This is a genomic window from Pseudarthrobacter ribosi, from assembly GCF_055412865.1.
Genome location: NZ_JBVAYZ010000005.1, coordinates 180,055 through 205,255 on the forward strand (window position 1 = coordinate 180,055; position 25,201 = coordinate 205,255).

20 protein-coding genes are annotated in these 25,201 nt (G+C 67.2%); 6 read left to right on the forward strand and 14 right to left on the reverse strand.

What is annotated here, in order from left to right; genetic code table 11:
- Positions 1-57: 57 nt before the first annotated feature.
- A complete protein-coding gene (locus ACZYZ5_RS07410) occupies positions 58-399 on the forward strand; it encodes an FCD domain-containing protein (RefSeq protein WP_463900519.1) in 342 nt (113 codons plus the stop codon).
- Between the two features lie 86 nt (positions 400-485).
- Here the strand turns inward: ACZYZ5_RS07410 and ACZYZ5_RS07415 are convergent, their stop codons facing one another.
- The 6 genes from ACZYZ5_RS07415 to ACZYZ5_RS07440 all read right to left on the reverse strand — a co-directional run bounded on the left by ACZYZ5_RS07415 (position 486) and on the right by ACZYZ5_RS07440 (position 9,301).
- Positions 486-2,168 carry an ABC-F family ATP-binding cassette domain-containing protein gene (locus ACZYZ5_RS07415; protein ID WP_463900521.1) on the reverse strand — a complete coding sequence of 561 codons (1,683 nt, stop codon included), beginning with the start codon at positions 2,166-2,168 and terminating at the stop codon, positions 486-488.
- Positions 2,169-2,216: 48 nt separating this feature from the next.
- Positions 2,217-3,653: an amidase gene (locus tag ACZYZ5_RS07420; RefSeq protein WP_463900523.1), complete on the reverse strand. Its 1,437-nt coding sequence runs from the start codon at positions 3,651-3,653 to the stop codon at positions 2,217-2,219.
- A complete protein-coding gene (locus ACZYZ5_RS07425; RefSeq protein ID WP_463900524.1) occupies positions 3,650-4,915 on the reverse strand; it encodes a M20 family metallo-hydrolase in 1,266 nt (421 codons plus the stop codon). The genes ACZYZ5_RS07420 and ACZYZ5_RS07425 overlap by 4 nt, the downstream gene beginning before the upstream one ends.
- A 45-nt stretch (positions 4,916-4,960) precedes the next feature.
- Positions 4,961-6,325, reverse strand: a complete 1,365-nt coding sequence (locus ACZYZ5_RS07430) for an MFS transporter (protein WP_353917466.1) — start codon at positions 6,323-6,325, stop codon at positions 4,961-4,963.
- 355 nt (positions 6,326-6,680) lie between these two features.
- Positions 6,681-7,598, reverse strand: a complete 918-nt coding sequence (locus ACZYZ5_RS07435; RefSeq protein ID WP_463900525.1) for a LysR family transcriptional regulator — start codon at positions 7,596-7,598, stop codon at positions 6,681-6,683.
- Between the two features lie 35 nt (positions 7,599-7,633).
- The gene (locus ACZYZ5_RS07440) at positions 7,634-9,301 is read right to left on the reverse strand and encodes a PucR family transcriptional regulator (RefSeq protein ID WP_463900528.1); all 1,668 of its coding nucleotides are present in this window, start codon (positions 9,299-9,301) and stop codon (positions 7,634-7,636) included.
- Positions 9,302-9,415: 114 nt separating this feature from the next.
- Here ACZYZ5_RS07440 and ACZYZ5_RS07445 point away from each other — a divergent pair, with 114 nt between their 5' ends.
- Both ACZYZ5_RS07445 and ACZYZ5_RS07450 read left to right on the forward strand, forming a co-directional pair.
- The gene (locus ACZYZ5_RS07445) at positions 9,416-10,903 is read left to right on the forward strand and encodes a CoA-acylating methylmalonate-semialdehyde dehydrogenase (protein ID WP_463900530.1); all 1,488 of its coding nucleotides are present in this window, start codon (positions 9,416-9,418) and stop codon (positions 10,901-10,903) included.
- 28 nt (positions 10,904-10,931) lie between these two features.
- On the forward strand, positions 10,932-12,305 hold the full coding sequence (locus ACZYZ5_RS07450) for an aspartate aminotransferase family protein (protein ID WP_463900531.1): 1,374 nt from the start codon (positions 10,932-10,934) through the stop codon (positions 12,303-12,305).
- Positions 12,306-12,404: 99 nt separating this feature from the next.
- On the opposite strand, the gene ACZYZ5_RS07455 is transcribed toward ACZYZ5_RS07450, so the two are convergent.
- From ACZYZ5_RS07455 to ACZYZ5_RS07465, 3 genes are all read right to left on the reverse strand, one after another.
- Positions 12,405-14,393 carry a penicillin-binding transpeptidase domain-containing protein gene (locus tag ACZYZ5_RS07455; protein WP_463900533.1) on the reverse strand — a complete coding sequence of 663 codons (1,989 nt, stop codon included), beginning with the start codon at positions 14,391-14,393 and terminating at the stop codon, positions 12,405-12,407.
- Between the two features lie 115 nt (positions 14,394-14,508).
- The gene (locus tag ACZYZ5_RS07460) at positions 14,509-15,165 is read right to left on the reverse strand and encodes a response regulator (RefSeq protein WP_463900534.1); all 657 of its coding nucleotides are present in this window, start codon (positions 15,163-15,165) and stop codon (positions 14,509-14,511) included.
- The gene (locus ACZYZ5_RS07465; protein ID WP_463900536.1) at positions 15,162-16,514 is read right to left on the reverse strand and encodes a sensor histidine kinase; all 1,353 of its coding nucleotides are present in this window, start codon (positions 16,512-16,514) and stop codon (positions 15,162-15,164) included. The genes ACZYZ5_RS07460 and ACZYZ5_RS07465 overlap by 4 nt, the downstream gene beginning before the upstream one ends.
- Positions 16,515-16,702: 188 nt before the next feature.
- On the opposite strand from ACZYZ5_RS07465, the gene ACZYZ5_RS07470 reads away from it, so the two are divergent.
- Together ACZYZ5_RS07470 and ACZYZ5_RS07475 are read left to right on the forward strand one after the other, a co-directional pair.
- Positions 16,703-17,797 (forward strand): ABC transporter permease, encoded by a 1,095-nt coding sequence (locus tag ACZYZ5_RS07470; protein WP_463900538.1) that lies wholly within the window; start codon positions 16,703-16,705, stop codon positions 17,795-17,797.
- A gap of 45 nt (positions 17,798-17,842) precedes the next feature.
- The gene (locus tag ACZYZ5_RS07475) at positions 17,843-18,544 is read left to right on the forward strand and encodes an ABC transporter ATP-binding protein (protein ID WP_463900539.1); all 702 of its coding nucleotides are present in this window, start codon (positions 17,843-17,845) and stop codon (positions 18,542-18,544) included.
- A gap of 27 nt (positions 18,545-18,571) precedes the next feature.
- On the opposite strand, the gene ACZYZ5_RS07480 is transcribed toward ACZYZ5_RS07475, so the two are convergent.
- The 5 genes from ACZYZ5_RS07480 to ACZYZ5_RS07500 all read right to left on the reverse strand — a co-directional run bounded on the left by ACZYZ5_RS07480 (position 18,572) and on the right by ACZYZ5_RS07500 (position 24,473).
- Positions 18,572-20,011, reverse strand: a complete 1,440-nt coding sequence (locus ACZYZ5_RS07480) for a phytoene desaturase family protein (protein ID WP_463900540.1) — start codon at positions 20,009-20,011, stop codon at positions 18,572-18,574.
- Positions 20,004-21,473 carry a glycosyltransferase family 87 protein gene (locus tag ACZYZ5_RS07485; protein ID WP_463900542.1) on the reverse strand — a complete coding sequence of 490 codons (1,470 nt, stop codon included), beginning with the start codon at positions 21,471-21,473 and terminating at the stop codon, positions 20,004-20,006. The genes ACZYZ5_RS07480 and ACZYZ5_RS07485 overlap by 8 nt, the downstream gene beginning before the upstream one ends.
- Before the next feature lie 159 nt (positions 21,474-21,632).
- Positions 21,633-21,773 (reverse strand): hypothetical protein, encoded by a 141-nt coding sequence (locus ACZYZ5_RS07490; RefSeq protein ID WP_463900545.1) that lies wholly within the window; start codon positions 21,771-21,773, stop codon positions 21,633-21,635.
- A 648-nt stretch (positions 21,774-22,421) separates the two neighbouring features.
- Positions 22,422-23,006 (reverse strand): histidine phosphatase family protein, encoded by a 585-nt coding sequence (locus ACZYZ5_RS07495; RefSeq protein WP_463900547.1) that lies wholly within the window; start codon positions 23,004-23,006, stop codon positions 22,422-22,424.
- Positions 23,007-24,473: a CCA tRNA nucleotidyltransferase gene (locus ACZYZ5_RS07500; protein WP_463900549.1), complete on the reverse strand. Its 1,467-nt coding sequence runs from the start codon at positions 24,471-24,473 to the stop codon at positions 23,007-23,009. It lies immediately after the preceding gene.
- Between the two features lie 217 nt (positions 24,474-24,690).
- Between ACZYZ5_RS07500 and ACZYZ5_RS07505 the strand changes: the two genes are divergently transcribed.
- Positions 24,691-25,191 carry an NUDIX hydrolase gene (locus ACZYZ5_RS07505; protein WP_463900551.1) on the forward strand — a complete coding sequence of 167 codons (501 nt, stop codon included), beginning with the start codon at positions 24,691-24,693 and terminating at the stop codon, positions 25,189-25,191.
- Positions 25,192-25,201: the final 10 nt, after the last annotated feature.

Here is a 25,201-nt window from a genome sequence, read left to right on the forward strand (position 1 = left end):
GCACGCACCAGGAACGTGCCGGCAGCGGCGGTGCAGGCCAACCGCGACATCGCGGCGGTGCAGTCCGACGCTCCGCTCGACGTCGTCGAACCCGACATGCGGTTCCACACCAGCCTGATCGACGCCGTGGGCAATGAACGCATCAGCAGGATGTACCGCTCGCTCGTGGGCGAGGTGCGGCTGTGCATGGTCCGGGTCCAGTCCCTGCACCTGCTGGACACTGCGCTGATCCGGGCCGAACACCAGAAAATCCTCGAACTGATCGAGGCCGGCCAGGGTGAGGCCGCGGCCGATCTGCTCGACGAGCACCTGGGGCGCGCCCGGGAACGGCTGGTAGACGCCATGGGGGGAACCGCCGGGCCGGAGGCCGAGCAGTCGTCCGGGCTGCTGCCGGAGTAGTCCGTCCCACCCGTCAGGGAACGCGGGGTCACGTATCGCCCATTCCCGCGGGATTTATGGGTGACAGGTGACCGCGTTGCTGTTGGTCAGCGGGCGCGTTCGACGCGCTTTTCGTCCCAGACGGGCTCGGCCGACTCGTAGACCTTGCCGTCGGAGCCGAAGACCAGGAAGCGGTCGAAGGTCCGGGCGAACCAGCGGTCATGCGTGACGGCCAGGACCGTTCCCTCGAAGTGGTCGATGGCGCGCTCGAGCGCCTCGGCCGAGTGCAGGTCCAGGTTGTCCGTGGGCTCGTCGAGCAGCAGCAGCGTGGCTCCGGAGAGCTGCAGCAGCAGGATCTGGAACCGGGCCTGCTGCCCGCCGGAGAGCGACTCGTATTTCTGCTCCGACTGCGGCGCCAGACCGTAGCCGTCGAGCGCCCCGGCCGCGGCCTCGCGGCCCATCCCCGAACGGTGTTCGTCGCCGCGGTGCAGGATTTCCAGCAGGGTCTTGCCCAGAAGATCGGGCCGGATGTGGGTCTGGGCAAAGAAACCGGGGCGGATGCGCGCGCCGAGTTTCACGGTGCCGTCGTGGGGGACTTCGGCGATGTCGACGTCGGACACCGGCAGGTGCTCCCGCTCCGGGTCGGTGCCCCCGGTGGCGAGCAGGCGCAGGAAGTGGCTCTTGCCGGAGCCGTTAGAGCCGAGCACGCCGACGCGGTCACCGAACCAGACCTCGGTGGAGAAGGGCTTCATCAGCCCGGTGAGTCCCAGCTTTTCGGCCACGACGGCGCGCTTGGCGGTCCGTCCGCCCTTGAGCCGCATCTGCACGTTCTGTTCGATCGGCAGCGCCTCGGGCGGACCGGCTTCGAGGAACTTCGCCAGGCGGGTCTGCGCGGCGTGGTACCGGTTGGCCATGTCGGAGCGGAACGCGGCCTTGTTCTTGTACATGTTGACGAGTTCCTTGAGCTTCACGTGCTCCTCGTCCCAGCGCTTCCGGAGTTCCTCGAAGCGGGCGTTCCGGTCCGCGCGGGCTTCCACGTAGGAGCCGAAGCCGCCGCCGTGGATCCAGGCGCCGGCGCCGTTAATGCCCGGTTCGAGGGTCACGATGCGGCCCGCGGCATTGTTCAGCAGTTCCCGGTCGTGGCTGATGAAGAACACGGTCTTCTTCGACTCGTTGAGTTTGGCCTCGAGCCAGCGCTTGCCCGGGACGTCGAGGTAGTTGTCCGGTTCGTCGAGGAGCAGCAGCTCATCGGGGCCGGCGAAGAGCGCCTCGAGCACCAGCCGTTTCTGCTCGCCGCCGGAGAGGCTCGACGCCGGGCGGTGCTGCGCGCGGTCGAAGGGCAGGCCGAGCGCGGCCATGCAGACTTCATCCCAGACGGTCTCGACGTCGTACCCGCCGGCGTCGCCCCAGTCCACGATGGCCTGCGCGTAGGCCATCTGGGTGGGCTCGTCGTCGTGCTCCACCATGGCCAGCTCCGCCGCGTCCACGGTGCGGGCGGCGGCGGCCAGGGCGGGCGGGGCGGCGGAGACCAGCAGGTCGCGGACGGTGGATTCGTCCCGGACCTGTCCGACAAACTGGCGCATGATGCCCATGTTGCCGGAACGGCCGATCACGCCTTCATCCGCGATGAGGTCGCCGGAAATGATCCGGAACAGCGTCGTCTTGCCGGTTCCGTTGGGTCCGATCAGCGCCGTTTTGGTCCCGTCCGGGACCTTGAAGGTCACGCCGTTGAGCAGCTGGGTGCCGTCGGAGAGGAAGTAATCGATGTTGGAAACGTCAATATGAGCCACACTTCCATCCTCCCACGGCCGCCGTTCGGGCTCGGGAGCTGGCGGCGGCTAGCCCATCACCAGAAGATCCGGCCGGCGTGCTGCCCACGGCCGAACCGCTTCGACGGCGGCACCAACCGTGAAGACCATGGCGTCATCGAACGGATGGCCCACGATCTGGACGCCTGTGGGGATGCCGCAGTCGGCCATTCCGCTGGGTACCGCGAGCACGGGGCAGCGGTTGGCGATGTTGAACGGTGCCGTCATGTGGCCCTGCCAGTAGTGGTCGAGCCGTACGCCTCCCGCGGCGTCGATCCCGTCGAGGTACATGCCGTCGGCGTCGAGGGCCGCAACGGCGGAGGCGGGGCAGATCAGGGCATCGAAGCCAGCCATCGCGGCGGCAAGCTCGGCCTGAATACGGGTCTCCGCCCGGAGCCCGTCGATGAAGCGGTTCTCCCCGGCCGCTTTGCGCGCGTCGGCCATGAAGCGCCGGGTATAGGGGGCAAGCAGCTCCGGTGAATTCGCCGTCTCGTCTTCCATGGCCGGACCCAGCAGGTAGCCAAAATGGGTGAACATCGTCCGGCTGATGTCCTCCGTCGTCCAGGGCAGCTCGATCTCCTCCACCACGGCGCCCGCGGAGCGCAGGGCGGACGCCACGGCGCGGGTGTTCACTTCGACGTCCGCAGCGACCGGGTAATTCCCCAACCGGATGCACAGTGCGATGCGCAGGCCGGCCACCGACGTGGCTCCGGTCGGCAGCGGTGAAAGCGCCAGACCGCCGTCGAGCGAAGCGTGGTCCCCGGGATGCCGGCCGGCCATGACGTTGGCCAGCAGTGCCGTGTCAGCCACGGTCCGTGCCATCGGGCCGTCACCCCGGTAGTGGTCCGCGGCGAGCGGAGCGAGGCCCGGAATCCGTCCGTACGGCGCCTTGTAGCCGACAGTCCCCGTGAATGATGCCGGGAGCCGGGTTGAGCCGGCGATGTCGGAAGCCGTGGCGAGCGGAGCGAGACCGGCGGCCAACGCCGCCCCGGAGCCGCCCGAAGAGCCGCCCGGAGAGTACTGCAGGTTCCACGGGTTGCGGGTGACACCCCACAGGGGGCTGTGGGTGACTGTGGCGCAACTGTATTCCGGTGTTGTCGTGCGCGCATGAATGATCCCACCGGCACGCCGGACTCTTTCGATCACAGGATGGTCCGCTGTCGCACGCTCCTCCTTGTGGGCGAGGAGCCCCTGTGAGAGCGTGCGTCCCTTGAGCCCGTGCTTTTCCTTAGCCGCTACCGGCAATCCGAGCAGCGGCGTCAGGTTCCGGCCGCGAGCATAGCTGGCGGCCGCCTGCCGGGCGGCAGGAAGTGCTTCCTCGAACAGGGTTTCCGTCAGCGCATTGATGCCTCCGTTGACGTCTTCAGCCCTGGCCACCACCGCCTCCAGCAGTTCCACAGGGGACAGTTCCCTTGTTCGGAAGAGCCGGAGTGCCGCTGTGGCGTCGAGGTAGTGCAGTTCCGTCATGCCACGCCCGCCGACGGCACGGCGGAGGACTCGGCGAGGGCCCCGCCGATGAGCTGGCGGGCGACCCCCGTGAGCATGTCCACTCCGGTCACCATGTCGGCGTCGGTGGTGAACTCCCGCTCGCAGTGCGATACGCCGTCCACACTGGGGATGAAAAGCATCACTGACGGGGCAACGGTGTTCATGGCAACCGAATCGTGTCCGGCCATGGTCTGAATACGCCGCGAGGAGAGGCCCAGGTCGGCTGCCACCTTGTCCGCGAGTTCCAGGCCTGCTTCGGGGAAACGGCGGATGGGGCGGATGTCAAAGTCCTTGACGATGACCTTGATGTCGTGCGCACGGGCCAGCACGTCGATGTCCGCAATGAGCTTGGCGCGGGCCGCCTTGACGATGTCGGGATCCCCAGAGCGAAGGTCCGCTACGAGATGCACCCTGCGCGCCACAACGATAGGCGAGTTTGGTTCCAGCGTCAGCTGCCCCACGGATGAGACCAGCGCCTCTTCTGCGAAATCCTGAGTGACGTCGTGGACCATGAGGATGATCTTGGATGCGGCCACCAGGGCGTCGTGCCGGTCGGCCATGGCCGTCGCTCCCGTGTGCGACTGCTCGCCCAGCACTTCGATGTCCAGTTTCTGGGTGTACCAGCTGCTGTCGACCAGGCCGATCGTGATCCCCTCTCGCTCCAGGATCCGTCCCTGCTCGATGTGGATTTCCGCGTAGCTGGCGACCGCGGGCCCTTCGGACGTGCCGAGGTACCCGATGCCATCCAGCGCCTCGCGAACGGTGATGCCCTGCAGGTCTGCGACATCCAGCATCCGATCCTGTGGCAGTAATCCGGCGAAGACCGAGCTTCCCATGATGCTCGGGGCGAAGCGGCCGCCCTCCTCGTTAAACCAGTTGACGACCGCCAGGTTGAACCGGGGCACCGCGCCGCCTTCTGCGATCTCGGCGTCGAGGCGCCGGGCAGCGTGCAGCGCGGCGATGACACCGTACGCACCGTCGAAACGGCCACCGAGCGGCTGGCTGTCCAAGTGCGAGCCCATGAGCACGTACGGCGCCCCCGGTGTCCATTCCAGCAGCCCGAACATGTTGCCGATTCCGTCCACCCGGAGTTCCCATCCGGCGTCGCGCACCCAGCCGGCGAACCAGTCGCGTGTTTGCGCATCGTCCGCCGTGGCCGCCTGCCGGTCGACACCGTCGTTGGGTGTGGCGCCGATGGTCGCTACGTGGTGGAAGTCTTCGAGGAAAGTTGCTGAGTTCATGGGAAGTCCTTTGTGTGTTGCGGTGGCGTGGGAGAGGCGGCGGGCTTAGCCCATGCGCCCGCGCGTCTCGGGGACCTTGGTGAAGAGCACCAGAAGGAGCACAACGAGGGCAGCAGCCGCCATATAGAAGCCGGGTGCGTGGGGTACCCCGGTAGCGCCCACGAGGGCCGTACCGATGAATGGTGCGGTGCCGCCGAAGAGCGCGTAAGCGCCGTTGTAGCTGATCGCCGCCGACGTGAAGCGCGTTCGGGTCGTGAAGATCTCGACGAAGAAGGTGTAGCAACCGCCGCCGTAGATGCAGAGCGCGACGACGAAGAGTGCCTGACCCAGCAGTGCGAGGGGCAGACTGCCGCTCGTCACGAGCATGAAGCTTGGAACCGAGAACAAGGCCAGGGCGGCCGAACCTGCAATGAGCATCGGCTTACGCCCGAAGCGGTCGCTGAGCCGGCCGCCGATGGGAAGCAACACTGCGTAGAGGGCCAGGGCTGCGGCATTGGCCAGGAGCGATTGCTCGCGGCTCAGGTGTCCGGTGGTCTGGACGTAGGACACGAAATACGCCGAGAGGAAGTAGAAGCCCATCGCGGTGAGACCCATGACGAAAATGACCTGCACCATGCGGAGCCGGTTTTCGCGGAAGGCTTCCCGGACCGGGCTGAATTCCTTGGTCTGGGCCGCTTTGGCCTCGTTGAACGCGTCGCTTTCCACCGTGCGGCTGCGGATCCAGACGCCGAAAAGTGCCAGTGGCAACGCCAGCAGGAACGGCAGGCGCCAGCCCCACGCCATGAAGGATTCGTTCGACATGGACTGACTGAGGATGAGGATCATCGACCCCGCAAAGACCGAGGGCAGGGCGGTGGCAGCGATAGTGATGTTGAGCCAGAATCCGCGGCTCTTGACGGGGGCATGTTCGAAGACAAACGACGGAGCTCCCACGGATTCTCCGCCGGCGGAGAAGCCCTGGATGAGGCGGCAGAGGACCAGGAGGACTGGTGCCCAGGCACCTATCTGGCCGTAGGTCGGGAGCAACCCCATCAGTGCGGTTGCCCCGCCAATGGCAATGAGGGTGATGGTCAGGACCCGGCGTCGGCCGATCCGGTCACCCAGGGCTCCGAAGAACAACCCGCCGATGGGGCGGACCACGAACGCCACGCCAAAAGTGGCGAAGGTGGCCAGCATGGCCGTGACGGGATTGCTGCCCGGAAAGAAGAGCTGCGAGAAGATGACGGCGGTAAGTCCGTAAAGGGTGAAGTCGTAGAACTCGATGAACTGGCCGATACTGCCTCCGGCCAGAACCCTCTTCTGCATTTTGGTGATGGGTGCGACGGCGGGGGCGGACTTCTGGTCCAGCGTCGTGGTTGTCGTTGTGGTCCCGGAGACCGGTGGCTGGTCCTGGATGTCGTTGATCGTCATGACAGCCACGCTAGAGTCGCCGTGTTTCGGAAGTCCTGTGACGTGTTACGGCCGCGGGAAATGAAATCTGCCCGTGTTGCCGCGGTGTTGCCGGAATGCCCCGGCCCGGACATGTCTCGGACACGTGGGGCGTGAATCGGAACCATTGAATCTCCTTTGATCAACATGGCTTTCGCGCTGAGGAACTCGGCATCGGCCGAAGCGGCGGGGTTTATCTCGCTGGAGAATCTCCGCCATCACCGCACTGCAGCAACTGTGTGTGATTCCACTCACATCTGTCCAATTGATAGTTTTGGGCAGACCGATCGCTTTTATCGATGCGGGAACCCCGGACTTGCTGGCCTGTGGGCGCGGTTTAGTGCCGCGCGGCCCCGTAGAGGCGGATGCACGTCTGCTCGAACGCCAATGCCCTGCGGGTCGGCGTAACTCCCTCCGGCCGGACCAGCATCACTTCAATCGGAGGGAAATCGTCGGTCAGGGTGAGCGCCACAACCCTGCCCCCGGAGTACGTCAGGTCGCTGTGGAGTCGCTGGTTGAGCATGGCGTATCCGTGGCCCTTCGCGACAAACGACCGGACCGTTTCGTAGCCGGCGAATCGGTGCCGGACATTGGGCGTCACTCCGGCGATGGCATAGAGCTGCTCGTAATATTCCCGGCTGTGGGGCAGGTCCAGCACCACTGAGGGTTCGCCGTCGAGGTCCTTCAGCGCGATGCTCCGCTCGGGGCGGGACGCCGCGGGATGCTCGGCGTGGACCAGGACATGTGGCGGCACACGCTCCAGAACGGTGCGAATGAATCCGCGGCCCAGACCGTGGCCGTACATCAGCGCCACGTCGCACTGCCCCTCCACCAGGGCGGTCTGCAGGGTCGCCAGATCAGCTTCAAGGAATGAGACCTCGACCCCAGGGTGCTGGCCCTCGAAGGTCTGAAGAATTGCCGGAAGCCGGAACGGTGCCAACGGCGAAAAGACGCCGACTTTGAGCTCGCCGACCAGGCTCGTTGCCAGCCCACGGGCCGACTCGTACAGCGAATCGGCGTGCTCGAGCAACACCTTGATGTCCTGGACCAACTGCCGGCCGGCCGGCGTCAATCGCAGGCCGCGCGTCCGTAGGCGCACGAACAACTGCGTGGCCAGGCTGGCTTCAAGCTGCGCCATCGCGGTGGAGAGCGTGGACTGGGTCACCAGCAGCCGTTCGGCCGCGGCTGTCATGTTTTCGAGCTCTGCCACCACCGCGAAATACCGGAGCTGGGTCAGGGTAAAGGGCTTGGACAATTGTCAGTGCTCGCATTCAGCGTAGATCCGCACGGTCACAGGGTTCGCAGCCGGTGCAGGAGGAGGGCGACGTGCAACGAAGTTCGTGATTCGGCGTCGTCCAGGTCGACGCCGAGGAGCTCCTCAAGACGGCCCAGCCGAGCGTAAAGCGTCGGCCGGCTAAGGTAGCCGTTGCGGGCAAGGGCGGCCTTGTTGCCACCGGACTCAAGGTACCGTCCAAGCAGGTCGAGGTACCCCTCCGCCCCGCGGGCCTCTGCATGCAGGACGGACGCCAGCTCCGACTCGACGAACTGCTGAACGCGCGGGTCATGGCGCAGCAGGGCGAGGAGACCGCGAAGCCGGACATCTGTGGCGCGGTAGAACGGTTTCCCGCCGTCCCGCAGGGTTGCCGCCGTCTCGGCGACGTGCGCGGCCTCGTCGACGCCCGCGGCAGCCTCCAGCAGGGACCCGCTGGGGCGCCCGACACCCATGCTCCAGCTCAGCACCGGGCCGCCTCCGGCTCCAGCACCGCCGGACGGCCGGGCCTGCCCGGCAACGGCCCGGGCGAGCTGCTGCAGCACCGCATCCTCGAGCTGCCGGGCTGGGAGGCCCAGAAGCATGCCCACCGAACCGGAGCGGATGCTGGCCGTCAGGGCGGTGCTGGAACTGGCCTTGAGTGTCCGGGCCAGCAGCTCCAGTAGTTCCCGCTCGTCCTGCTGGCCGGCGAGCGGATCGCCCGGCGGAGGCACTGCGCCGTGCCCGGCCGACTGATGTGCCGCAGTGGTCCGGAACACCACCGGGACGTAAAACGGTGAGCGCTTCAGGCCCAGCGACGCGGCACGCGCCAGGGCTTCGGCGTCGCTCAGCCCGCGGGGCTGGCGCAGGGCGTTGAGCAGACCCGCCTGCGCCTGCTGGCTCAGTTCGAGCCGGTCCCGTTCCGCCAGGCGGTTGATGGCCAGGGTCTGTGCCGCCCGCTCCAGCACCATAGCGGCCGTCTCGTCGTCGTGGACCGGTACGGGAACTACCAGGCGGCCCCACAGTTGCGGCCGCACGCCCACTGGCGCCTGAAGCCAATCCTCAGGACCGGTCCGTGCCGTCGACGCCGGCGACGGCGTAGTCCGGGACCGCCGCTCCCAGTCATCGAGCAGTTCCGCCGTCGCCAGCTGCCGGGAAGAGTAAGCGAGCACCAGGTGGGAAAGGTCCTCCAGAACGACCGGGGCACCGATCATCATCGCCGCCTGCTCCACGACCTCCTGCGTCCCCGCGCTTTCCAGGCTCAGCACGGTAAAGGCTTCGTGGACGTCCCGCGCCCTTTCCACGCGCTCCAGCTGCTCGGCAACGATCATCCGATGCACCACCTCCGTAACCTCCACGAAGCGCACCCGCCGTTCCACCACGATCACAGGCAGTGCCGTGCCGAGTGCGGCAGTTCGCAGGGAATCCATGCTTCGCGTTCGGTTTCCGATGACTTCCACAATCAAGCCCGAGGCTCCAGCCTCCCCCAGCGACCGGATAAACGAGGCGGTGCTCCCAGGGGCCTTTTCCAGCTCAAGACCCGTGGTGAGCACGAGCTCTCCGCCGGACAGCAGCCCCGAAATGTCGAGGACTTCGCTCACATGGACCCAGCGGACAGGGTTATCCAGCGCTGCTTCGCCGCCGAGGATCCTCGGACCAGACTCGCGCAGCACGGCAAGATCAAGGATGGAGCGCACGGTGGGCAACATTTACAAAGTGTAAAGCACGCCATAGTTTCCTTTACACATCGGCACTTATGGCGTGACTCCGTGCCGGAGACACTGGACGCAAGACACCCGCCCTTTCCGCACGAGGAGAATTACTTGAACAACATCGAGCACTGGATCAACGGCAGCTACGTTCCGGCCGGCAGCCGGACAGCGCCGGTAACCAACCCGGCGACGGGAAAGGTGACCGGCCAGGTCTCCCTGGCCAGCCAGGAAGAGAGCCACGCCGCCGTCGCAGCGGCCAAAGCCGCGTTCCCCGCCTGGCGGGACACTTCCATCGCCCGCCGCACACAGATCCTCTTCGCCTTCCGCGAACTGCTCAATGCCCGAAAAGGCGAGATCGCCGCCATCATCACGTCCGAGCACGGCAAGGTCCTGGATGATGCCCTCGGCGAGGTGACCCGCGGGCAGGAAGTCGTGGAGTTCGCCTGTGGCATCCCGCACCTGCTCAAAGGCAGCTACACGGAGAACGCGTCCACCAATGTGGATGTCCACTCGATCCGGCAGGCACTGGGACCGGTCGCTATCATCAGCCCGTTCAACTTCCCTGCCATGGTGCCCATGTGGTTCTTCCCACTCGCCATCGCCGCCGGGAACACGGTCGTTATCAAGCCCAGCGAAAAGGACCCCACGGCCATCAACTGGATGGCCGAACTCTGGAAGGAAGCCGGACTTCCGGACGGCGTGTTCAATGTCCTGCATGGCGACAAGGTGGCCGTCGACGCCCTACTGAACCACGCCGACATCAAGGCGGTTTCCTTCGTCGGATCCACGCCGATCGCCAAGTACGTCTACCAGACAGCCACCGCCAATGGAAAGCGCGTGCAGGCTCTCGGCGGCGCCAAGAACCACATGATTGTCCTGCCCGACGCCGACCTCGACCTCGCTGCCGACGCCGCCGTGAATGCAGGATTCGGTTCGGCGGGCGAACGGTGCATGGCCATCTCGGCACTCCTCGCAGTTGGCGGCATAGCCGATGAGCTCGTGGCGAAAATTGCGGAGCGTACGCGGTCGCTCCGGACGGGCGACGGCCTGCGTGGCTGCGACATGGGCCCCCTTGTCACGGCGGTCCACCGCGACAAGGTTGCGGGCTACGTCGATGCCGGAGAGGCCTCCGGCGCCACCCTGGTGGTCGACGGACGCAACGTGGCCCCCGACTCGGAAGGTGATGGCTTCTTCGTCGGCCCCACGCTCTTCGACAACGTCACCCCGGACATGTCCATCTACCGAGACGAGATCTTCGGCCCCGTACTGTCCGTGGTCCGGGTTGACAGTTACGAGCAGGCGCTGGAGCTGATCAACACCAACCCCTATGGCAACGGCACCGCGATCTTCACAAACGACGGCGGCGCGGCCCGCCGTTTCGAGAACGAGGTGGAGGTCGGCATGGTGGGCATCAACGTCCCGGTTCCCGTTCCGATGGCCTACTACTCGTTCGGCGGCTGGAAGAACTCGCTCTTCGGCGACACGCATGCCCACGGCACCGAAGGCGTCGGATTCTTCACCCGCGGAAAGGCCGTGACCTCCCGCTGGCTCGACCCGAGCCACGGCGGCATCAACCTGGGCTTCCCGCAGAACGCCTGATCGGCACGTCACTAGAAAGGCAACCACCATGACCTCAACTATGGACAGCGGCATCCGGCCGGCCCGCGACACCGCCGACGCCGCGCGCCGCGCCTACGAATTGGACCGCAAGCATGTCTTCCATTCCTGGTCCGCCCAGGACCTCCTTGACCCCATGGTCATCACCGCGGCCCAGGGATCCCACGTATGGGACGGTGAGGGCAATAAGTATCTGGACTTCTCCTCGCAGCTGGTCAACACCAACATTGGCCACCAGCACCCCGCGGTCGTGTCCGCGATCGCAGCCCAGGCCGCAAAACTTTGCACCGTCGCGCCGAGTTACGTCAATGACGCCCGCTCCGAGGCTGCACGCCTGATCGCGGAGCGGACCCCGGGCGAACTGGACAAGATCTTCTTTACCAACGGCGGCGCGGACGCCAATGAGCACGCCGTCCGCATGGCCCGGCTCCACACCGGCCGTCACAAGGTCCTCTCGGCCTACCGCTCGTACCATGGCGGCACCCAGCTCGCCGTGAACCTCACCGGGGATCCGCGCCGCTGGGCCAGTGACACCGCCAGCACCGGCACCATCCACTTCTTCCCGCCCTACCTGTACCGCACCGCGTTCCATTCCACGACGCAGGAAGAGGAAAGCCAGCGCGCCCTGGAACACCTGGAGCAACTGGTTAGCTTCGAGGGTCCGTCCACGATCGCGGCGCTGATCCTCGAATCGATTCCGGGGACCGCCGGCATCTACCTGCCCCCGCCCGGCTACCTCCAGGGCGTCCGGGAACTGTGCAACCGCCATGGCATCGTCCTCATCGCCGATGAGGTCATGTCAGGCTTTGGCCGGGCCGGCAAGTGGTTCGCCATCGAACACTTCGATGTCGTGCCGGACCTGCTCACCTTCGCCAAGGGCGTGAATTCCGGCTATGTCCCCCTGGGTGGCGTGGCCATCAGTCCAGAAATCGCGGCCACTTTCGGCAAGCGGGTCTACCCCGGCGGCCTGACCTACTCCGGCCACCCGCTGGCGACGGCGGCCGCTGTGGCCACGATCAACGCCATGGAGGATGAGCAGACCGTGCAACATGCTGCCTTCCTCGGTGAGACGGTGATCGGACCGGCTCTGGCCGGTTTCGCGGACAAACACGTATCGGTCGGCGAGGTGCGCGGAACAGGGGTCTTCTGGGCCATCGAGCTGGTCAAGGACCGCAGGACCCGCGAACCGATGGCCGCCTACGGTGCCTCCAGCCCGGAAATGAACCAGCTTGTGGCTGCCTGCAAGTCCCGCGGGCTCCTGCCCTTCGCCAACTTCAACCGGATCCACGTGGTGCCCCCCTGCAACACCCTGGTGGAGGATGCCCGGGCCGGACTCTCCATCCTGGATGAAGTACTGGACCTCGCGGACGGTTTCGCCGCCTGAGACGCTCACTCACGTCTCGCAACACCTAAACGGACGCTCCCCCACGCCGAGTGAGGGAGCGTCCGCCGTTTCGTCCCCAAAGGTGAGGGACCGACGGCGTTAGCCTGCGGCGGTGAGGAACTCCTTCAGCAGCGGTCCGGAGACGGTGGCGCCCAAACCGCCTTCCTCGACGAACACGGCGACGGCGAGGTCCCCGTGCACGGCCACGATCCAGGCGTGGGTCTTGGGCGGGTCCTCGCCGCCGAACTCGGCGGTACCGGTCTTCGCCGCCACCGGAGCGCCCGGGACGGACGCGAGGAAGCCGGTGTGCCCGGACGTGACCACGGCACGCATCATCTCCGCCAGGGCGGCGGCCTCGGCTGCGGTGACCGGCGTGCCGGAGGCTGACGCCGGGGCCGGGGCCGGTGCGGAAGCTGACGGCGTGGAAGCGGCGGAGGGGGTGGCTGAGGCGCCGGTGGCTGCCGCCTCATCGGATCCGGGGTTCAGTACGAGCTGCGGTGACACGGGCGCACCTTTCGCGACCGAGCCCGCCATCATGGCGGCGGCCAGCGGGGACAGAAGCACCTTGCCCTGGCCGATCATCGAGGCGGCGTGCTCGGTCCCCGTCGCCTCGCCCGGAACCGAGCCCAGAAACGCGAAGGCCCCCAGCGCCGGGGCTTCCACAGCGACGCCGAGGGACGTGGCAGCCGCTTCCAGCTGGGCCTGGCTGACAGTGTCCCGGGCGTTGATGAACGCGGTGTTGCAGGAGTGCGCGAAGGCATCGCGCAGGGTCACGGACCCCAGCGAGGAGTCGGGGTAGCCTTCGGCGTTCTTGAAGGTCCGGCCGTCGACGGTCAGCGTGGCGGGGCACTCCACCGTAGACTCCGGGGTCATGCCGTTGCGGATCATGGCCAGGGAATCCACGATCTTGAAGATGGAACCAGGGGCGTACTGCCCCAGCAGCGCGGTGTCGTAGCCGTTGCTGCCCGGTCCGGAGGCGGCGGCCAGGACGGCGCCGCTGGAGGGCCGGAGCGCGACAATGGCCGACGCCGGGCCCACCTTTCCCAGGATGTCCTCAGCGAGTTGCTGGAGGGTGGGATCCAACGTCGTTTTCAGCGGCGTGCCCACCTTCATCTCGAGCTGGAAGACGGCCCGGCGGCCGCCGTTGGGCAAGGTCTGCCGTTCCTCGGCGGTGAGGCCGGCCTTTTCGGCATAGACCTGGATTCCGTTAGTGCCGCGCAGTTGCGCGTCGTATTGCTGCTGCAGGCCGCCGGTGCCCGTGGTGTCCCCGGCGTTAAGCGCACCGCCGGATTTCTCGATCTGTTCGGCGTTCGCCTCGGCTGCGGTGCCCAGCAGCGCGCGGGCGAAGGTGCGGGTGGGTGCCAGCGGCAGGGAGTCCAGGATGGCGCGGGCGCCGGGAATCTCACCGATCTGGTCGTCGGTGATGGTCCGGCCGTCCTCGCGCAGGGTAATCGCGGTGACGAAGGCCTCGGGGCCGGCCGCCTGGACCTGCTGGGTGTAGGCCGCAGGGTCCACTCCCACCAGCTGGGCGAGCTGGGCCGCGGACACCGCGGGATCGGCGGAGGCCAGCAGGGGCTTGTCGATGCCGACGTTCACGACCGGCCGGTAGGTGACCAGTTTGGCGTCACCGGCGCCCAGGATCTCCGCCCGCGCCGGCGACTGGGACATGGTGCCGAGGATTTCACCTGCGGCCAGCCCGGGCACCAGGGTGGCCGGGCTCCAGACGGTCAGCCACTTATCGCCGGACTTCTTCAGCTCGGCGGAGGTGGTGTATTTCCACTCCCCGGAGCCGATCTTCCAGCTGTAGTTCAGCGGGACCGTGGCTGTGCCGGATTCCAGCGTCAGCTCTCCGCTTTCCACCACGGGCTTGGCCGGGCCCAGTGCCTTGAATACCTCGTTGAGCTGCTCATTGGCCGCGCCGGAGTCCTTGCCTTCAAAAGCTACGGAGCCGACGTCGAGCGCCGAGACAGCGGACGCAAGCTGCCTGGCCGCGTCACGCGCACCCGCGCTTCCGTCGTCGCAGGACACCAACGAGGCGCCCAGAATGAGACCAACAAGGACAGCTGACAGTTTCGATATTTTCCCCACCGCGCCATTATGCCCCGTGCCGCAGACAAAGCCCTTGTCACAATGCGCTGTCACAATCTCCCCGGCGGCCGGGAAGGAGCACGGCGGCGCAGGAAGGCGCCGGCGGCGGCCGGACTCAGAAGCGCCGGATGATCCTGCGCTGCGCGGCCACGGAGATCGCCGCCGTGCGGTTGTCCACGCCGAGCTTGCCGTAGATGTGCACAAGGTGGGTCTTGACCGTTGCCTCGGAGATAAACAACTGCTTCGCGATGGCCCGGTTACCCAGGCCGGTGGCCAGCAGCTCCAACAGCTGGATTTCGCGCGCGGACAGGGCGGGTTCGGGATTGCGGATCCGCCCCATCAGCCGGGCGGCCACCTCGGGGGCCAGCGCGGTCTGGCCGGCCGCCGCGGAGAGCACCGCCTGGCGGATCTGCTCCGGCGGGGCGTCCTTGAGCATGTAGCCGCTCGCTCCGGCTTCCACGGCCGCGAGGATGTCGGCGTCGGAATCGTAGGTGGTGAGGATGAGCACGGGCGGGGCCGGCTGGCCGGCCTCGCCCGCCTTGATCCTTCCGGTCGCCGTGACGCCGTCCATGCCGGCGCCCATCTGCAGATCCATCAGGACGACGTCGACCGGCTCGCCGAGCGTATGGAGCCGGGAGAGCTCGGCGAGGGCTGCGCCGCCGTCGGCCGCCTCGGCGACAACGGTGAGGCCCTCGAAATCGCCCAGCATGGCCCTCAGCCCGGCCCGGACCACCGGGTGATCGTCCACCAGCAGGACGCGGATGTCGTTCATGCTGGGTTCCCTGCCGAGGAGTCTCCGAGCGGGAGCCGGATGGCCACCACCGTGCCTTCGCCGGGCCCGGACTCGATGTCGAGGCTGCCGGAAAGCGCGGTCACCCGTTCCTGGAGCGATCTGAGCCCGTAGCCCGAGCCGTCGGGGCGCTCCGCGGGGCCTGTGACCGCCGAAGGGTCGAAGCCTGCGCCGTCGTCGTAGATATCCATCGCCACTTCGCTACCCAGGAAGGACAGGGTCACGACGGCGGAGCCGGCCCGGGCGTGCACCCACACGTTCGCGAGGCTTGACTGCGCGGCCCGCAGCAAGGTGGTGCGGTACGGGTTGGGCAGATCCACCGGGGTTCCCTCCAGGTCGAAGCGGCAGCGCAGCCGGGTGCCGCGGGCGGCCGCCTCGGTCTCGGTCTTTTCGCAGAGCCGGCGCAGGCTGTTGACCAGGGGATCCTCTGCCGGACTTCCCGCCGGATTCTCCGCCGGGATCTCCGCTGGATTCCCCGCCAGGGCGGGGGGCTGCAGGCCGCGGACGAAGTTCCGGGCCTCGGCCAGGTTGGCCGAGGCGGTCTCCTGAACCGTCCGGAGCCGGTCACGGGCCGTGGCGGTGTCCCCGTCATCGAGGGACTTTTCCGCCGAGCGGCCCATCAGCACGATGCTGGAGAAACCCTGGGCCAGGGTGTCATGGATTTCGCGGGCCAGCCGTGCCCGCTCGGCCAGCGTGCCGGCGTCGTGCTGGCTGCGGGCAAGTTCGGCGCGGGTGCGGCGCAGCTCCTCGGCGGCGAGCCGCTGCTTTTCGGCTTCAAGGTACAGCGCCCGGTACGCCAGCCCGGTAACCACGGCAAAGGCAGCCCCGAACGCCGGTCCCAGCACCATCGGCAGCTGCAGGGCGCCGCCGTCCGCGCCGGAATTGTGGAACCACAGCGCCACGATGACCAGCACGGTGCTCAGCGCGATCGCCGGCAGCGCCAGCCGCAGCGGCAGCACGTGCAGCTGCAGGAAAAAGAGCGGGAAGGCCAGCCAGACGAAGTCGGCGCTGGCCCAAATCAACAGCAGCCAGAGCAGGCAGACGGCCCCCAGCCACACGTGCGCATACGGCCGGGGATCGAACCGGGACGGATCCGTGGAGTGGCGTTTCTCCAGGACTGTGCCCAGCAGGTAGACCGCCGCGAGAATCAGCGCGAGGCCCAGGGCGAGCCAGCCCGTGCCCTGCAGGCCGGTGCCGAACAGCCGCACCAGGGCAACCAGGAGCAGGACCGCGAAGCCGCTGTGAAGGCACACCCGAAGGACGCGCAGGATCACCGCGGCATCCGGTGTGCCGGCGGTCCCTGCCGGCGTGCTGCGGGCCTTGTCGTCCATACTTTCAGCGTAGTGCCGGGGCGAGCCGATTCCGGTCGAACAGCCTGCCGCGGGGCCACTATCAACCTTTTGGTGGACCCACGGGTCAACCACTCCGGCACCCAAGTCCCCACCGGGCGGGCGATGCCGACGACGCGGCACAGCGGGAGGCTTGGAACGAGGTCACAACCCCCTCGAAAAGGACTGTCATGTATCTCGCTCTCCGCGACCTCCGCTTTGCCAAAGGACGCTTTATTCTGATGGGCGGGGTCGTCGCGCTCATCACCCTGCTGCTCGTGCTGCTCTCCGGACTCACCGCCGGTCTGGGCAACCAGTCGACGTCGGCCCTCGCCGCACTCCCCGCGGACCAGATTGTCTTCGGGGCCCCCGCCGGAGACAGCGCCAAGGCGTCGTTTACCGAGTCCGAGGTCACCCGCGGGCAGTGGTCGGCGTGGGACTCCCGGGAAGGCGTGGCGCACGCCCAGCTGCTGGGCATCAGCCAGAGCCGGTTCCAGGCGATTGGCCCCGCGGGCGCCCCTTCCGGGACGGCCAGCGTGGCAGTCTTCGGCACGGAGGGCAGCGGCCTGGCTCCGGCCCCCGTAGCCGAGGGCACGGTCGTGATCGGAAACAGCCTCGCCGAGGAACTCCGGCTGCGGGCCGGCAGCGTAGCCACGGTGGGCGGAACCGAACTGACCGTCTCCGCCGTCGTCCCGGACCAGTGGTACTCCCACACCGGAGTTGTCTGGACCACCCTCGGCGACTGGCGGACGCTGGCCCACATCGCAGGCGCTGAGGCTGCCGCGACCGTCATCGCGGTCACCGCCGACGACGGACAGGCGCTCGACGTCGATGCCGCCAACGCAGCAGCCGGGACCGTCAGCACCACCCGGGATGGATCCTTCCAGGCCCTGGGATCCTACAAAAGCGAAAACGGCTCCCTGCTGCTCATGCAGGCGTTTCTGTACGGGATCTCGGCCCTGGTCATCGTGGCATTCCTGACGGTGTGGACCGTGCAGCGCACCCGGGATATCGCGGTCCTCAAGGCCCTCGGGGGATCCTCCGGCTACGTCCTCAAGGACGCGATGGTCCAGGCGGCGTTTGTGCTCCTCGCCGGGGCCACGGCCGGTGGTGCCGCCGGCGTGGCTGGCGGCGTCCTCGCCGCCGGGGCAGCCCCGTTCCTGCTGACGCCGCAGACCACCCTGCTGCCGGCGGCGGGCATCGTGGTGCTCGGACTCGCGGGCGCGGCCGTGGCGGTCCGGAGCATCACCCGGGTCGACCCTCTCCTGGCCCTGGGCGGTAACTAGCGCCGTCCACGTCCCACCCAAAACATTCCATGAAAGGCATACACAGTGAACACCGCCCTGAATCTCGTCGACGTCACCCTGGAGTACCCCGATGGCGACGGCACCCTCAAAGCGCTCGACCACGTCAACCTGAAGCTCGCCCGGGGGGAATTCCTGTCCCTTGTCGGACCTTCCGGGTCGGGGAAATCCTCCCTGCTGGCCATTGCCGCCACTCTCGTCCGGCCCACGGCAGGTCTCGTGGTGATCGGCGGCATCGATGCCGGCAGACTGTCCGAGGCGGAACGCACGTGCCTGCGCCGGGACCAGATCGGCATCATCTTTCAACAGCCGAACCTGCTGCCGTCCCTGACCGCGCTGGAGCAGTTGGTGATCAGGGACCATCTGCGCGGCAAACCGGTGAGAGCGGCCACCGTCCGTGCCGGTGCGCTCCTGGACCTCGTTGGACTGACCCCGGCCGCCGGGAAACGGCCCCACCAACTCTCCGGTGGCCAGCGGCAGCGGGTCAATATCGCCCGTGCCCTGATGGGGGATCCAGCCGTGCTGCTGGTCGATGAACCAACAGCCGCCCTTGACCATGACCGCAGCGAGGCGATTGTGCGGCTGCTGCGCCAGGTCACGGACGAGTTCGGTGTGGCGACGGTGATGGTCACCCACGACACCGGCTTCGTCCCGCTGACGGATACGGTCGCCAGCATGCGTGATGGGAGGCTCTCTGCGCTGCAGCCGGTCAGTCCTGCCCTGGCCTGAGGTGTTTGCCCAAATGCGGCAGCCGCCCTAGATCCGGAGAGACGGCACCCCGAGACCGAATATGTCTTTGAGGGCATATTTGGCGGCGTGGAATCCTGGCATGCCTGTCACGCCGGGCCCGGGAGGGGTGGAGGAGGAACAGAGGTAGACGCCGCGCAGCGGGGTCCGCCAGGGGACCGGGCCCAGTACGGGCCGCCGGAGGATCCCGCGGAGGTCCATCAGGCCGGCAGTGAAGTCCCCGCCGACGTAGTTCTCGTTGTACTTCCCGAGTTCAGCCGCTGTCGTGACGTGATGACCGAGGACAAGGTCTCGGAATCCGGGGGCGAAGCGCTCCAGTTGGGCCGTCACGGCCTCCGCCATGTCCACGGCGGACCCGGCCGGCACGTGGCAGTAGCTCCACAGGATGTGCCGGCCCTCGGGTGCCCGTCCGGCGTCGAAGCCCGATGGCTGGGAGACCAGGACATAGGGCCGCTCCGGATGCCGTCCTGCGGCGACGGCGTTTTCCGCCTCGGCCATCTCCGCGCGGGTGCCACCCACGTGGACCGTGCCGGCGTCGGCCAGTCCGGGTGCCGCCCACGGCACCGGGCCGGAAAGGATGAAGTCGACCTTGCAGGCCGCGTTTCCGAACCGGAACGACTCGAGGGCGCGGCGGTACCGGTCGGGGAGCCTGCCCTCCGCCATTCTCAGCAGCCCGGGTGGCGCCACGTCCAGCAGCGTGGCGCGGACCGGGGGCAGCTCCGCCAGGGATCCGATCCGGGCCCCGGTTTCCACCGCCCCGCCATGCGCTTCAATGTCCGCCACCATGGCCTGCGCGATCGCCGCGGAGCCGCCTACCGGGACGGGCCAGCCGACCGTGTGGGCCAGGGTACCGAGCATGAGGCCGGCTCCGGCCGGAGCGGGGGCCGGGAGTTGCCCCACCGCGTGCGCGGCGACCCCGGTCAGCAGCGCGGGCGCCAGGTCCTCCCGGAACCGCAGCCCCCAGAGCGGTGAGCCCTGCTCCAGAACCCGGGCTCCGAACACGGCTGCCGCCACCGGGTCGTGCGGTATCCGCAGGAGCTGGTTCAGCGTCAGGTCCGCGATGCCGTCCGCCCGCTGCACGAGCGGGGCCATCAGCCGCCCGAAGGCGCGGCCGTCGCGACCCAGGCCGTCAACCGTGCGCTCGAGGGAGCGGTACGCCAGCGCCGCCCGGCCGCCGTCCAACGGTGTCCCGTAGGAAACCTCGGGAATCTCGAGCCGGATGCGCCGGGACAGCTCGAACTCCCGGAAGAACGGCGAGGCCAGGGCCATCGGGTGCACCGCCGAGCAGACATCGTGAAAGTGGCCGGGCTCCATGAGTTCCGTGGTGCGCAGCCCCCCGCCCGGGGTGGGCGCCGTCTCGTAGACGTGCACCTTCAGTCCGGCGCGGGCGAGGGTCACCGCTGCGGCGAGCCCGTTCGGCCCTGATCCGACGACAGCGACGTCAAGCATCCGCGGACTCCCGCCGCCAGGGCAGCACGGATGCCGCGGGCCGCAGCAGATCCACTCGCAGCCTGTCCGGAACCCCTTCGAACGGCCCGCCTTGCGGATCATCCATCCCGTACCGGCGGACCACATCATGGCTGGGGTCCCAGACCTCCCAGGCCACCCGCGCCATGAGGTAGCCGGTGGCGATCATGTGGAAGACCACGGCCAGGACGTAGTAGGGCATATCAATATTGTGCTGGGAGACGCCGCCGCTCGTCACCTGTCCGAGGTACATCCAGACGGCCCCCCAGTGCAGCACCTCGAAGGTCTGCCAAATCAGGAAGTCGCGCCAGCGCGGCCGGGCCAGGGCTAGCAGCGGGATGAGCCAGATGACGAACTGGGGTGAGTAGACCTTGTTCGTCAGGATGAACGCGGCAACGATCAGGAAGACGAGCTGCGCGAGCCTGGGCCGCCGGGGCGCGGCCAGGGCCAGCACGCCGATCAGCACGCAGGCCAGCACGAAGATGTTCAAGGCCAGGGTGTTGATCGTTTCGGGCTGCAGGGGCAGCCAGGCCAGTCGGCCGGCGACGAGGTTGTACGCGTACCAGGGCGAGCTGTAGCCCGCGGGCCGGTCCTCGCTGAACTGGTAGAAATATTTCCAGCCTTCCGGGTTGACGGCGGCAACCGGGACATTGACGGCCAGCCACGCGGCGGCGGCGGCAGCAGCCGTGACCAGGACCGCCCGGATCCTCCCGGTGCGTAGGGCCAGGAGCAGGACCGCGCCAAGAATCAGCACCGGGTAGAGCTTGGTTGCGGTGCCCAGCCCGATGAAGATCCCGGCCAGCACGAGTTTGTTCCGGGAGAAGCAATACATGCCCAGGGCAAGCAGCCCAACAGCCCACATGTCCCAGTTGATGGTGCCGGCCAGGATGAGGCCGGGGGCCACCGCCACCATGGCCGCGTCCCAGGGCCGACGGCGGGCCATCCGTGCCGTGGCGAGGACCGTGACGATCCAGACAGCCAGGATCAGGGCGGCGTTGATGTCGAAGTAAGCCAGGATGCGGCTGGCCGAGACGCCCTCGCCGGGCACCAGCAGAGCCGTGGCGCCGGCGATGAAGCCCATGAGGACGGGGTACTCGAAGAACGTCCCCTGCGTGATGAAGGGAAACGCGCCGTCGCCGAGTCCGCGGTTCTTGAACAGTTCCGGGAAGTCCGAATAGCAGGTCGCGTAGAACTGGCCCGGGGTTTCCCAGCCATTGCCGCGGCAGAAGGACTTGAGCAGGATGCCGATCACGGCTGCCAGAACGGTGAGCAGGATCAGGACGCGTTCGACGGTGAAAAATCCGGGGGAGACGATGCCGGGGGCAGAACGGCGGCCCATGGGTCCACCGATCAGCTCCGTGAAGTTCCTCAGCAGGGGGTCGCTGCGGCTTGGAATGACCAGTCGGACACGTCTGCGGTGCTCCGGCGGCTTTGTCTCCTGCATGTCCCCGAGCTTACCGGGGCAGCTGCGGGTGCCGGTGCTGCGCCGGGCAGGCGGCTGACCGGGTGTTTAAACGGGGGAGCCCACGCGTCGCCGCGTGGGCTCCTTGCGGACCAGTTCCGATGTCGGTCATCAGTTACTCCTTCGATGCCTGGACCTGCCTCAGCGGATGAGGCCCATCTGGTGCATGACGACGTACACGTCTTCGCGCTTCTGGTCGAGGAGTTGTCCGTTGAACAGCGTCGTGTGCCGTGAGGCCGGTTTGAGGGCCCGGCGCAGTATTCTCTGGAGTTTCTGCTTCATGGTGGTCACCTCCCGCCGCCGGCTCGTGCTGCGTGGTCGGTCTGTGGTGCTGGCAATTGTCACGATGAACCTTTCATTGGTACTGCGGGAACGGGAGTAATTGGGCATGCCAATTAAGGCCTCTGTGAATTGAGGAAGAAAAGGCCGTAATTGGGCAAGGAAATGCCCGGCGCGAATTAAACGGTTTTCGCAAAAGCGAAAGGAGGCCCTTGGACGCATGGCGCCGCAACCCCAACAAGAAGCTGGGTTCCGAACTTTGGGGATGCTGCGCAACCGCGTGGTTCCGCCTGGTCAGTCCACTGTCACGGAACTCCCGGGAAGGGGAGTTACGGTATCGCCCGGGCTCCGCTTCCTAGGTCAAAGACCTGGTCGCGGCGGGAAGGGTCAGGAGGCAGTCGGGCCGAAATTTGGGCGCGGTTCAGCGTCAGAGGCCGGGGTGGCGGCGGCGAAGTACATCCGTCCACTAGTCAAAGTAATCATTTATCCCAACCTCCTTTTCTGTTATGCCGTGGCTCCGGCCGACTCGCCGGGCGACGCGCGCCTCGACCCCGGCAGGACGCTCTGGGGTCAGAAATAAAAATACACCAGGAATGCAGCACTTGACTACCGCATTCATAAACTTTCTTGAAGTTATTTTCTAAATCGTGGTTATAGTCCCCAGCGGACCACTGCCGGGGTCTTCTTGTCCCAGCCGAGCGTGCAGACTTTCGCGGTTCCCAGGATGAAGTGCCGGCCCTCGTGGGGATCGAGCCCCAGCCACCGGGCGGTGAGGATCCGGGAGAAGTGTCCATGGGCCACGATGAGCACGTTGTCCAGGCCGGACTCCAGCACCCGCGCCACAATCTTGTCCGCGCGCGCGGCGACGTCATCGAGGGCTTCGCCGTTCGGAACACCGTGGGTCCAGATCAGGTACTCCGGGTTGTCCTTGCGGATGAGGTCCGAGCTGATGCCCTCGTAGTCTCCGTAGTCCCACTCGACCGCGAGCGGCTCCAGCTGGGCGTCGGGGAAGCCGGCGAGTTCCGCGGTCCGGCGGGCACGCCGCAACGGAGACGTCAGCACCAGGTCGAAGTCGACCGTGTCGAGCACCTTGCGTGCCTCCACGGACTGCTGCTCCCCCTCCACAGTGAGCGGGAGGTCGGTGAGGCCGGTGTACTGGCCGCTCTTGGACCACTCCGTTTCGCCGTGCCGCAGGATCCACAGCTGCGGGCGGGGGGCGTTGGCAGATGCAATCACTTAGGACTCCTCAGTTGAGAGTGCGACGGCGGACTCGGGCTGTGCAGCCCACCATTCGTGCAGTTTGGCCTCGGCGACGGCGGGTTCCAGCGGGCCGTGTTCCATCCGTTCCTCCAGCAGGAATTTGTAGGCGCGGCCGACGACAGGGCCGGGCTTGAGTCCCAGGAGTTCCATGATCCTCCCGCCGTCAAGGTCCGGGCGGACGGCCTCCAGCGATTCCTGCTCCCGCAGGGCCGCGATCCGGGCCTCGAGATCGTCGTAGGCGAAAGCGAGCCGCTCGGCCTTGCGCTGGTTGCGGGTGGTCACGTCCGAGCGGGTCAGCCGGTGCAGCCGTTCCAGCAGCGGACCGGCGTCGGTGACATAGCGGCGGACGGCCGAATCGCTCCAGCCGGCTTCGCCGTAGCCGTAGAAGCGCATGTGCAGTTCCACCAGCTTGGCCACGGCTTTGATGGTGTCGTTGTCGAAGCGCAGCGCCTTCATCCGTTTTGTCGTCAGTTTTGACCCGACCATGTCGTGGTGCCGGAAGCTCACCGCGCCGCCCGGTTCGAAGCGGCGCGTGGCTGGCTTCCCGACGTCGTGCATCAGGGCTGCGAACCGCAGCACAAAGTCCGGCCCGGGCACCGCGCCGTCGGGATCCGTTTCGAGCGCGGCGGCCTGCTCCAGGACCTGGAGCGAGTGCTGGTACACGTCCTTGTGCCGGTGGTGCTCATCCGATTCGAGGCGCAGCGCGGAGACCTCCGGCAGCACGAAGTCGGCCAGCCCGGTGTCCACGAGGAGATCCACCCCGGCCCGGGGGTGCGCCGCGCAAATGAGCTTGACCAGCTCCTCACGGACCCGTTCCGCGGAAATCATGGTGATCCGTTCCGCCATCCGGGACATCGCGGAGCGGACGTCCTCGTGCACCGTGATCCCCAGCTGCGCGGCGAAGCGGGCGGCGCGCATCATCCGCAGCGGATCGTCGGAGAAGGAGGATTCCGGCGCCCCAGGGGTGGCGAGGATGGAGGCGTGGAGGTCGCGGACGCCGCCGAAGGGATCCACGAGCTCCAGCGCGGGCAGGCGCAGGGCCATGGCGTTGATCGTGAAGTCCCGGCGCAGCAGGTCATCGGTCAGCGACGTTCCGAACGCCACCGCGGGTTTGCGGGAGTCGGGATCGTACGCCTCGGCGCGGTACGTCGTGATTTCGATCTGGAAGCCGGCCTTGCGCATCCCGATGGTGCCAAAGGCGCGCCCGATTTCCCAGTAGGTGTCGGCCCACTTCCTGATCAGGGCAACCGTCTGGTCCGGGGTGGCGTCGGTGGTGAAGTCCAGGTCCGGGGACACCCGGCCCAGGAACAGGTCGCGCACGGGCCCGCCCACCAGGGAGAGTTCGTGGCCGGCGTCGACAAACCGCTGCCCAAGCTCCAGGACCACAGGGTCTACCTGGAAATCAACAGTGTGCGAGTCAGTCTTGTGATGTGCGTGCGCCATAGTTTCTTAAGCTTGTCAGAAATCCCGGCCAGCACCACACCGAATGCTCCCCAAGTCCGGCCGCTGGCACCGAACCCGGGACGGAACGGGCGATCCACTTTCGCGGCCGTCCACTTTCCTGCCATGTTTAGGTCATCAAGTGCGGACAAGAGTCGTTAGAGTGGACTTCATGGCCCATCCCGTACCGAGCGCTCCCGGCAGGAGGACAAACGCACCGTTGCCGTCCGCAATCGGTGCCAATGTCGCGCCGGTGCAGCACTCCGGACAGGCCTCCCTCCCCACGGTGGAGGAAATCTCCGCCGGCGGCGTTGTGGTGGACACTTCCGACGGCGAACTCCGGGTTGCGATCATTGCCCGCCTTAACCGCGGCGGGCGGCTGGAATGGTGCCTGCCCAAGGGCCATCCGGAAGGCAAGGAAAGCAACGAGGAAGCCGCCGTGCGGGAAATCGCGGAGGAAACCGGCATCGAGGGCAAGATCCTCGCGCCGCTGGGCAGCATCGACTACTGGTTTACGGTCAGCGGGCACCGCGTCCACAAGACCGTCCACCACTACCTGCTGCAGGCCACGGGCGGGGAACTGACGATCGAGAATGATCCGGACAAGGAAGCCGTGGACGTCGCCTGGGTTCCCATCCATGAGCTGGCCCGGAAGCTCTCCTTCCCGAACGAACGCCGCATCGCCGACCTCGCCAAAGAAGTTCTGCCGGACCACCACTAGGCCCACACAA

Bases quoted from the DNA above. Each gene is read 5' to 3' on its own strand.
- ACZYZ5_RS07420 (WP_463900523.1), bottom strand. From the start codon at position 3,653: ATGACGGAACTGCACTACCTCGACGCCACAGCGGCACTCCGGCTCTTC.
- ACZYZ5_RS07500 (WP_463900549.1), bottom strand. From the start codon at position 24,473: ATGGCGCACGCACATCACAAGACTGACTCGCACACTGTTGATTTCCAG.
- ACZYZ5_RS07480 (WP_463900540.1), bottom strand. From the start codon at position 20,011: ATGCTTGACGTCGCTGTCGTCGGATCAGGGCCGAACGGGCTCGCCGCA.
- ACZYZ5_RS07490 (WP_463900545.1), bottom strand. From the start codon at position 21,773: ATGAAGCAGAAACTCCAGAGAATACTGCGCCGGGCCCTCAAACCGGCC.
- ACZYZ5_RS07465 (WP_463900536.1), bottom strand. From the start codon at position 16,514: ATGGACGACAAGGCCCGCAGCACGCCGGCAGGGACCGCCGGCACACCG.
- ACZYZ5_RS07430 (WP_353917466.1), bottom strand. From the start codon at position 6,325: ATGACGATCAACGACATCCAGGACCAGCCACCGGTCTCCGGGACCACA.
- ACZYZ5_RS07485 (WP_463900542.1), bottom strand. From the start codon at position 21,473: ATGCAGGAGACAAAGCCGCCGGAGCACCGCAGACGTGTCCGACTGGTC.
- ACZYZ5_RS07425 (WP_463900524.1), bottom strand. From the start codon at position 4,915: ATGAACTCAGCAACTTTCCTCGAAGACTTCCACCACGTAGCGACCATC.
- ACZYZ5_RS07440 (WP_463900528.1), bottom strand. From the start codon at position 9,301: ATGTTGCCCACCGTGCGCTCCATCCTTGATCTTGCCGTGCTGCGCGAG.
- ACZYZ5_RS07470 (WP_463900538.1), top strand. From the start codon at position 16,703: ATGTATCTCGCTCTCCGCGACCTCCGCTTTGCCAAAGGACGCTTTATT.
- ACZYZ5_RS07460 (WP_463900534.1), bottom strand. From the start codon at position 15,165: ATGAACGACATCCGCGTCCTGCTGGTGGACGATCACCCGGTGGTCCGG.
- ACZYZ5_RS07450 (WP_463900531.1), top strand. From the start codon at position 10,932: ATGACCTCAACTATGGACAGCGGCATCCGGCCGGCCCGCGACACCGCC.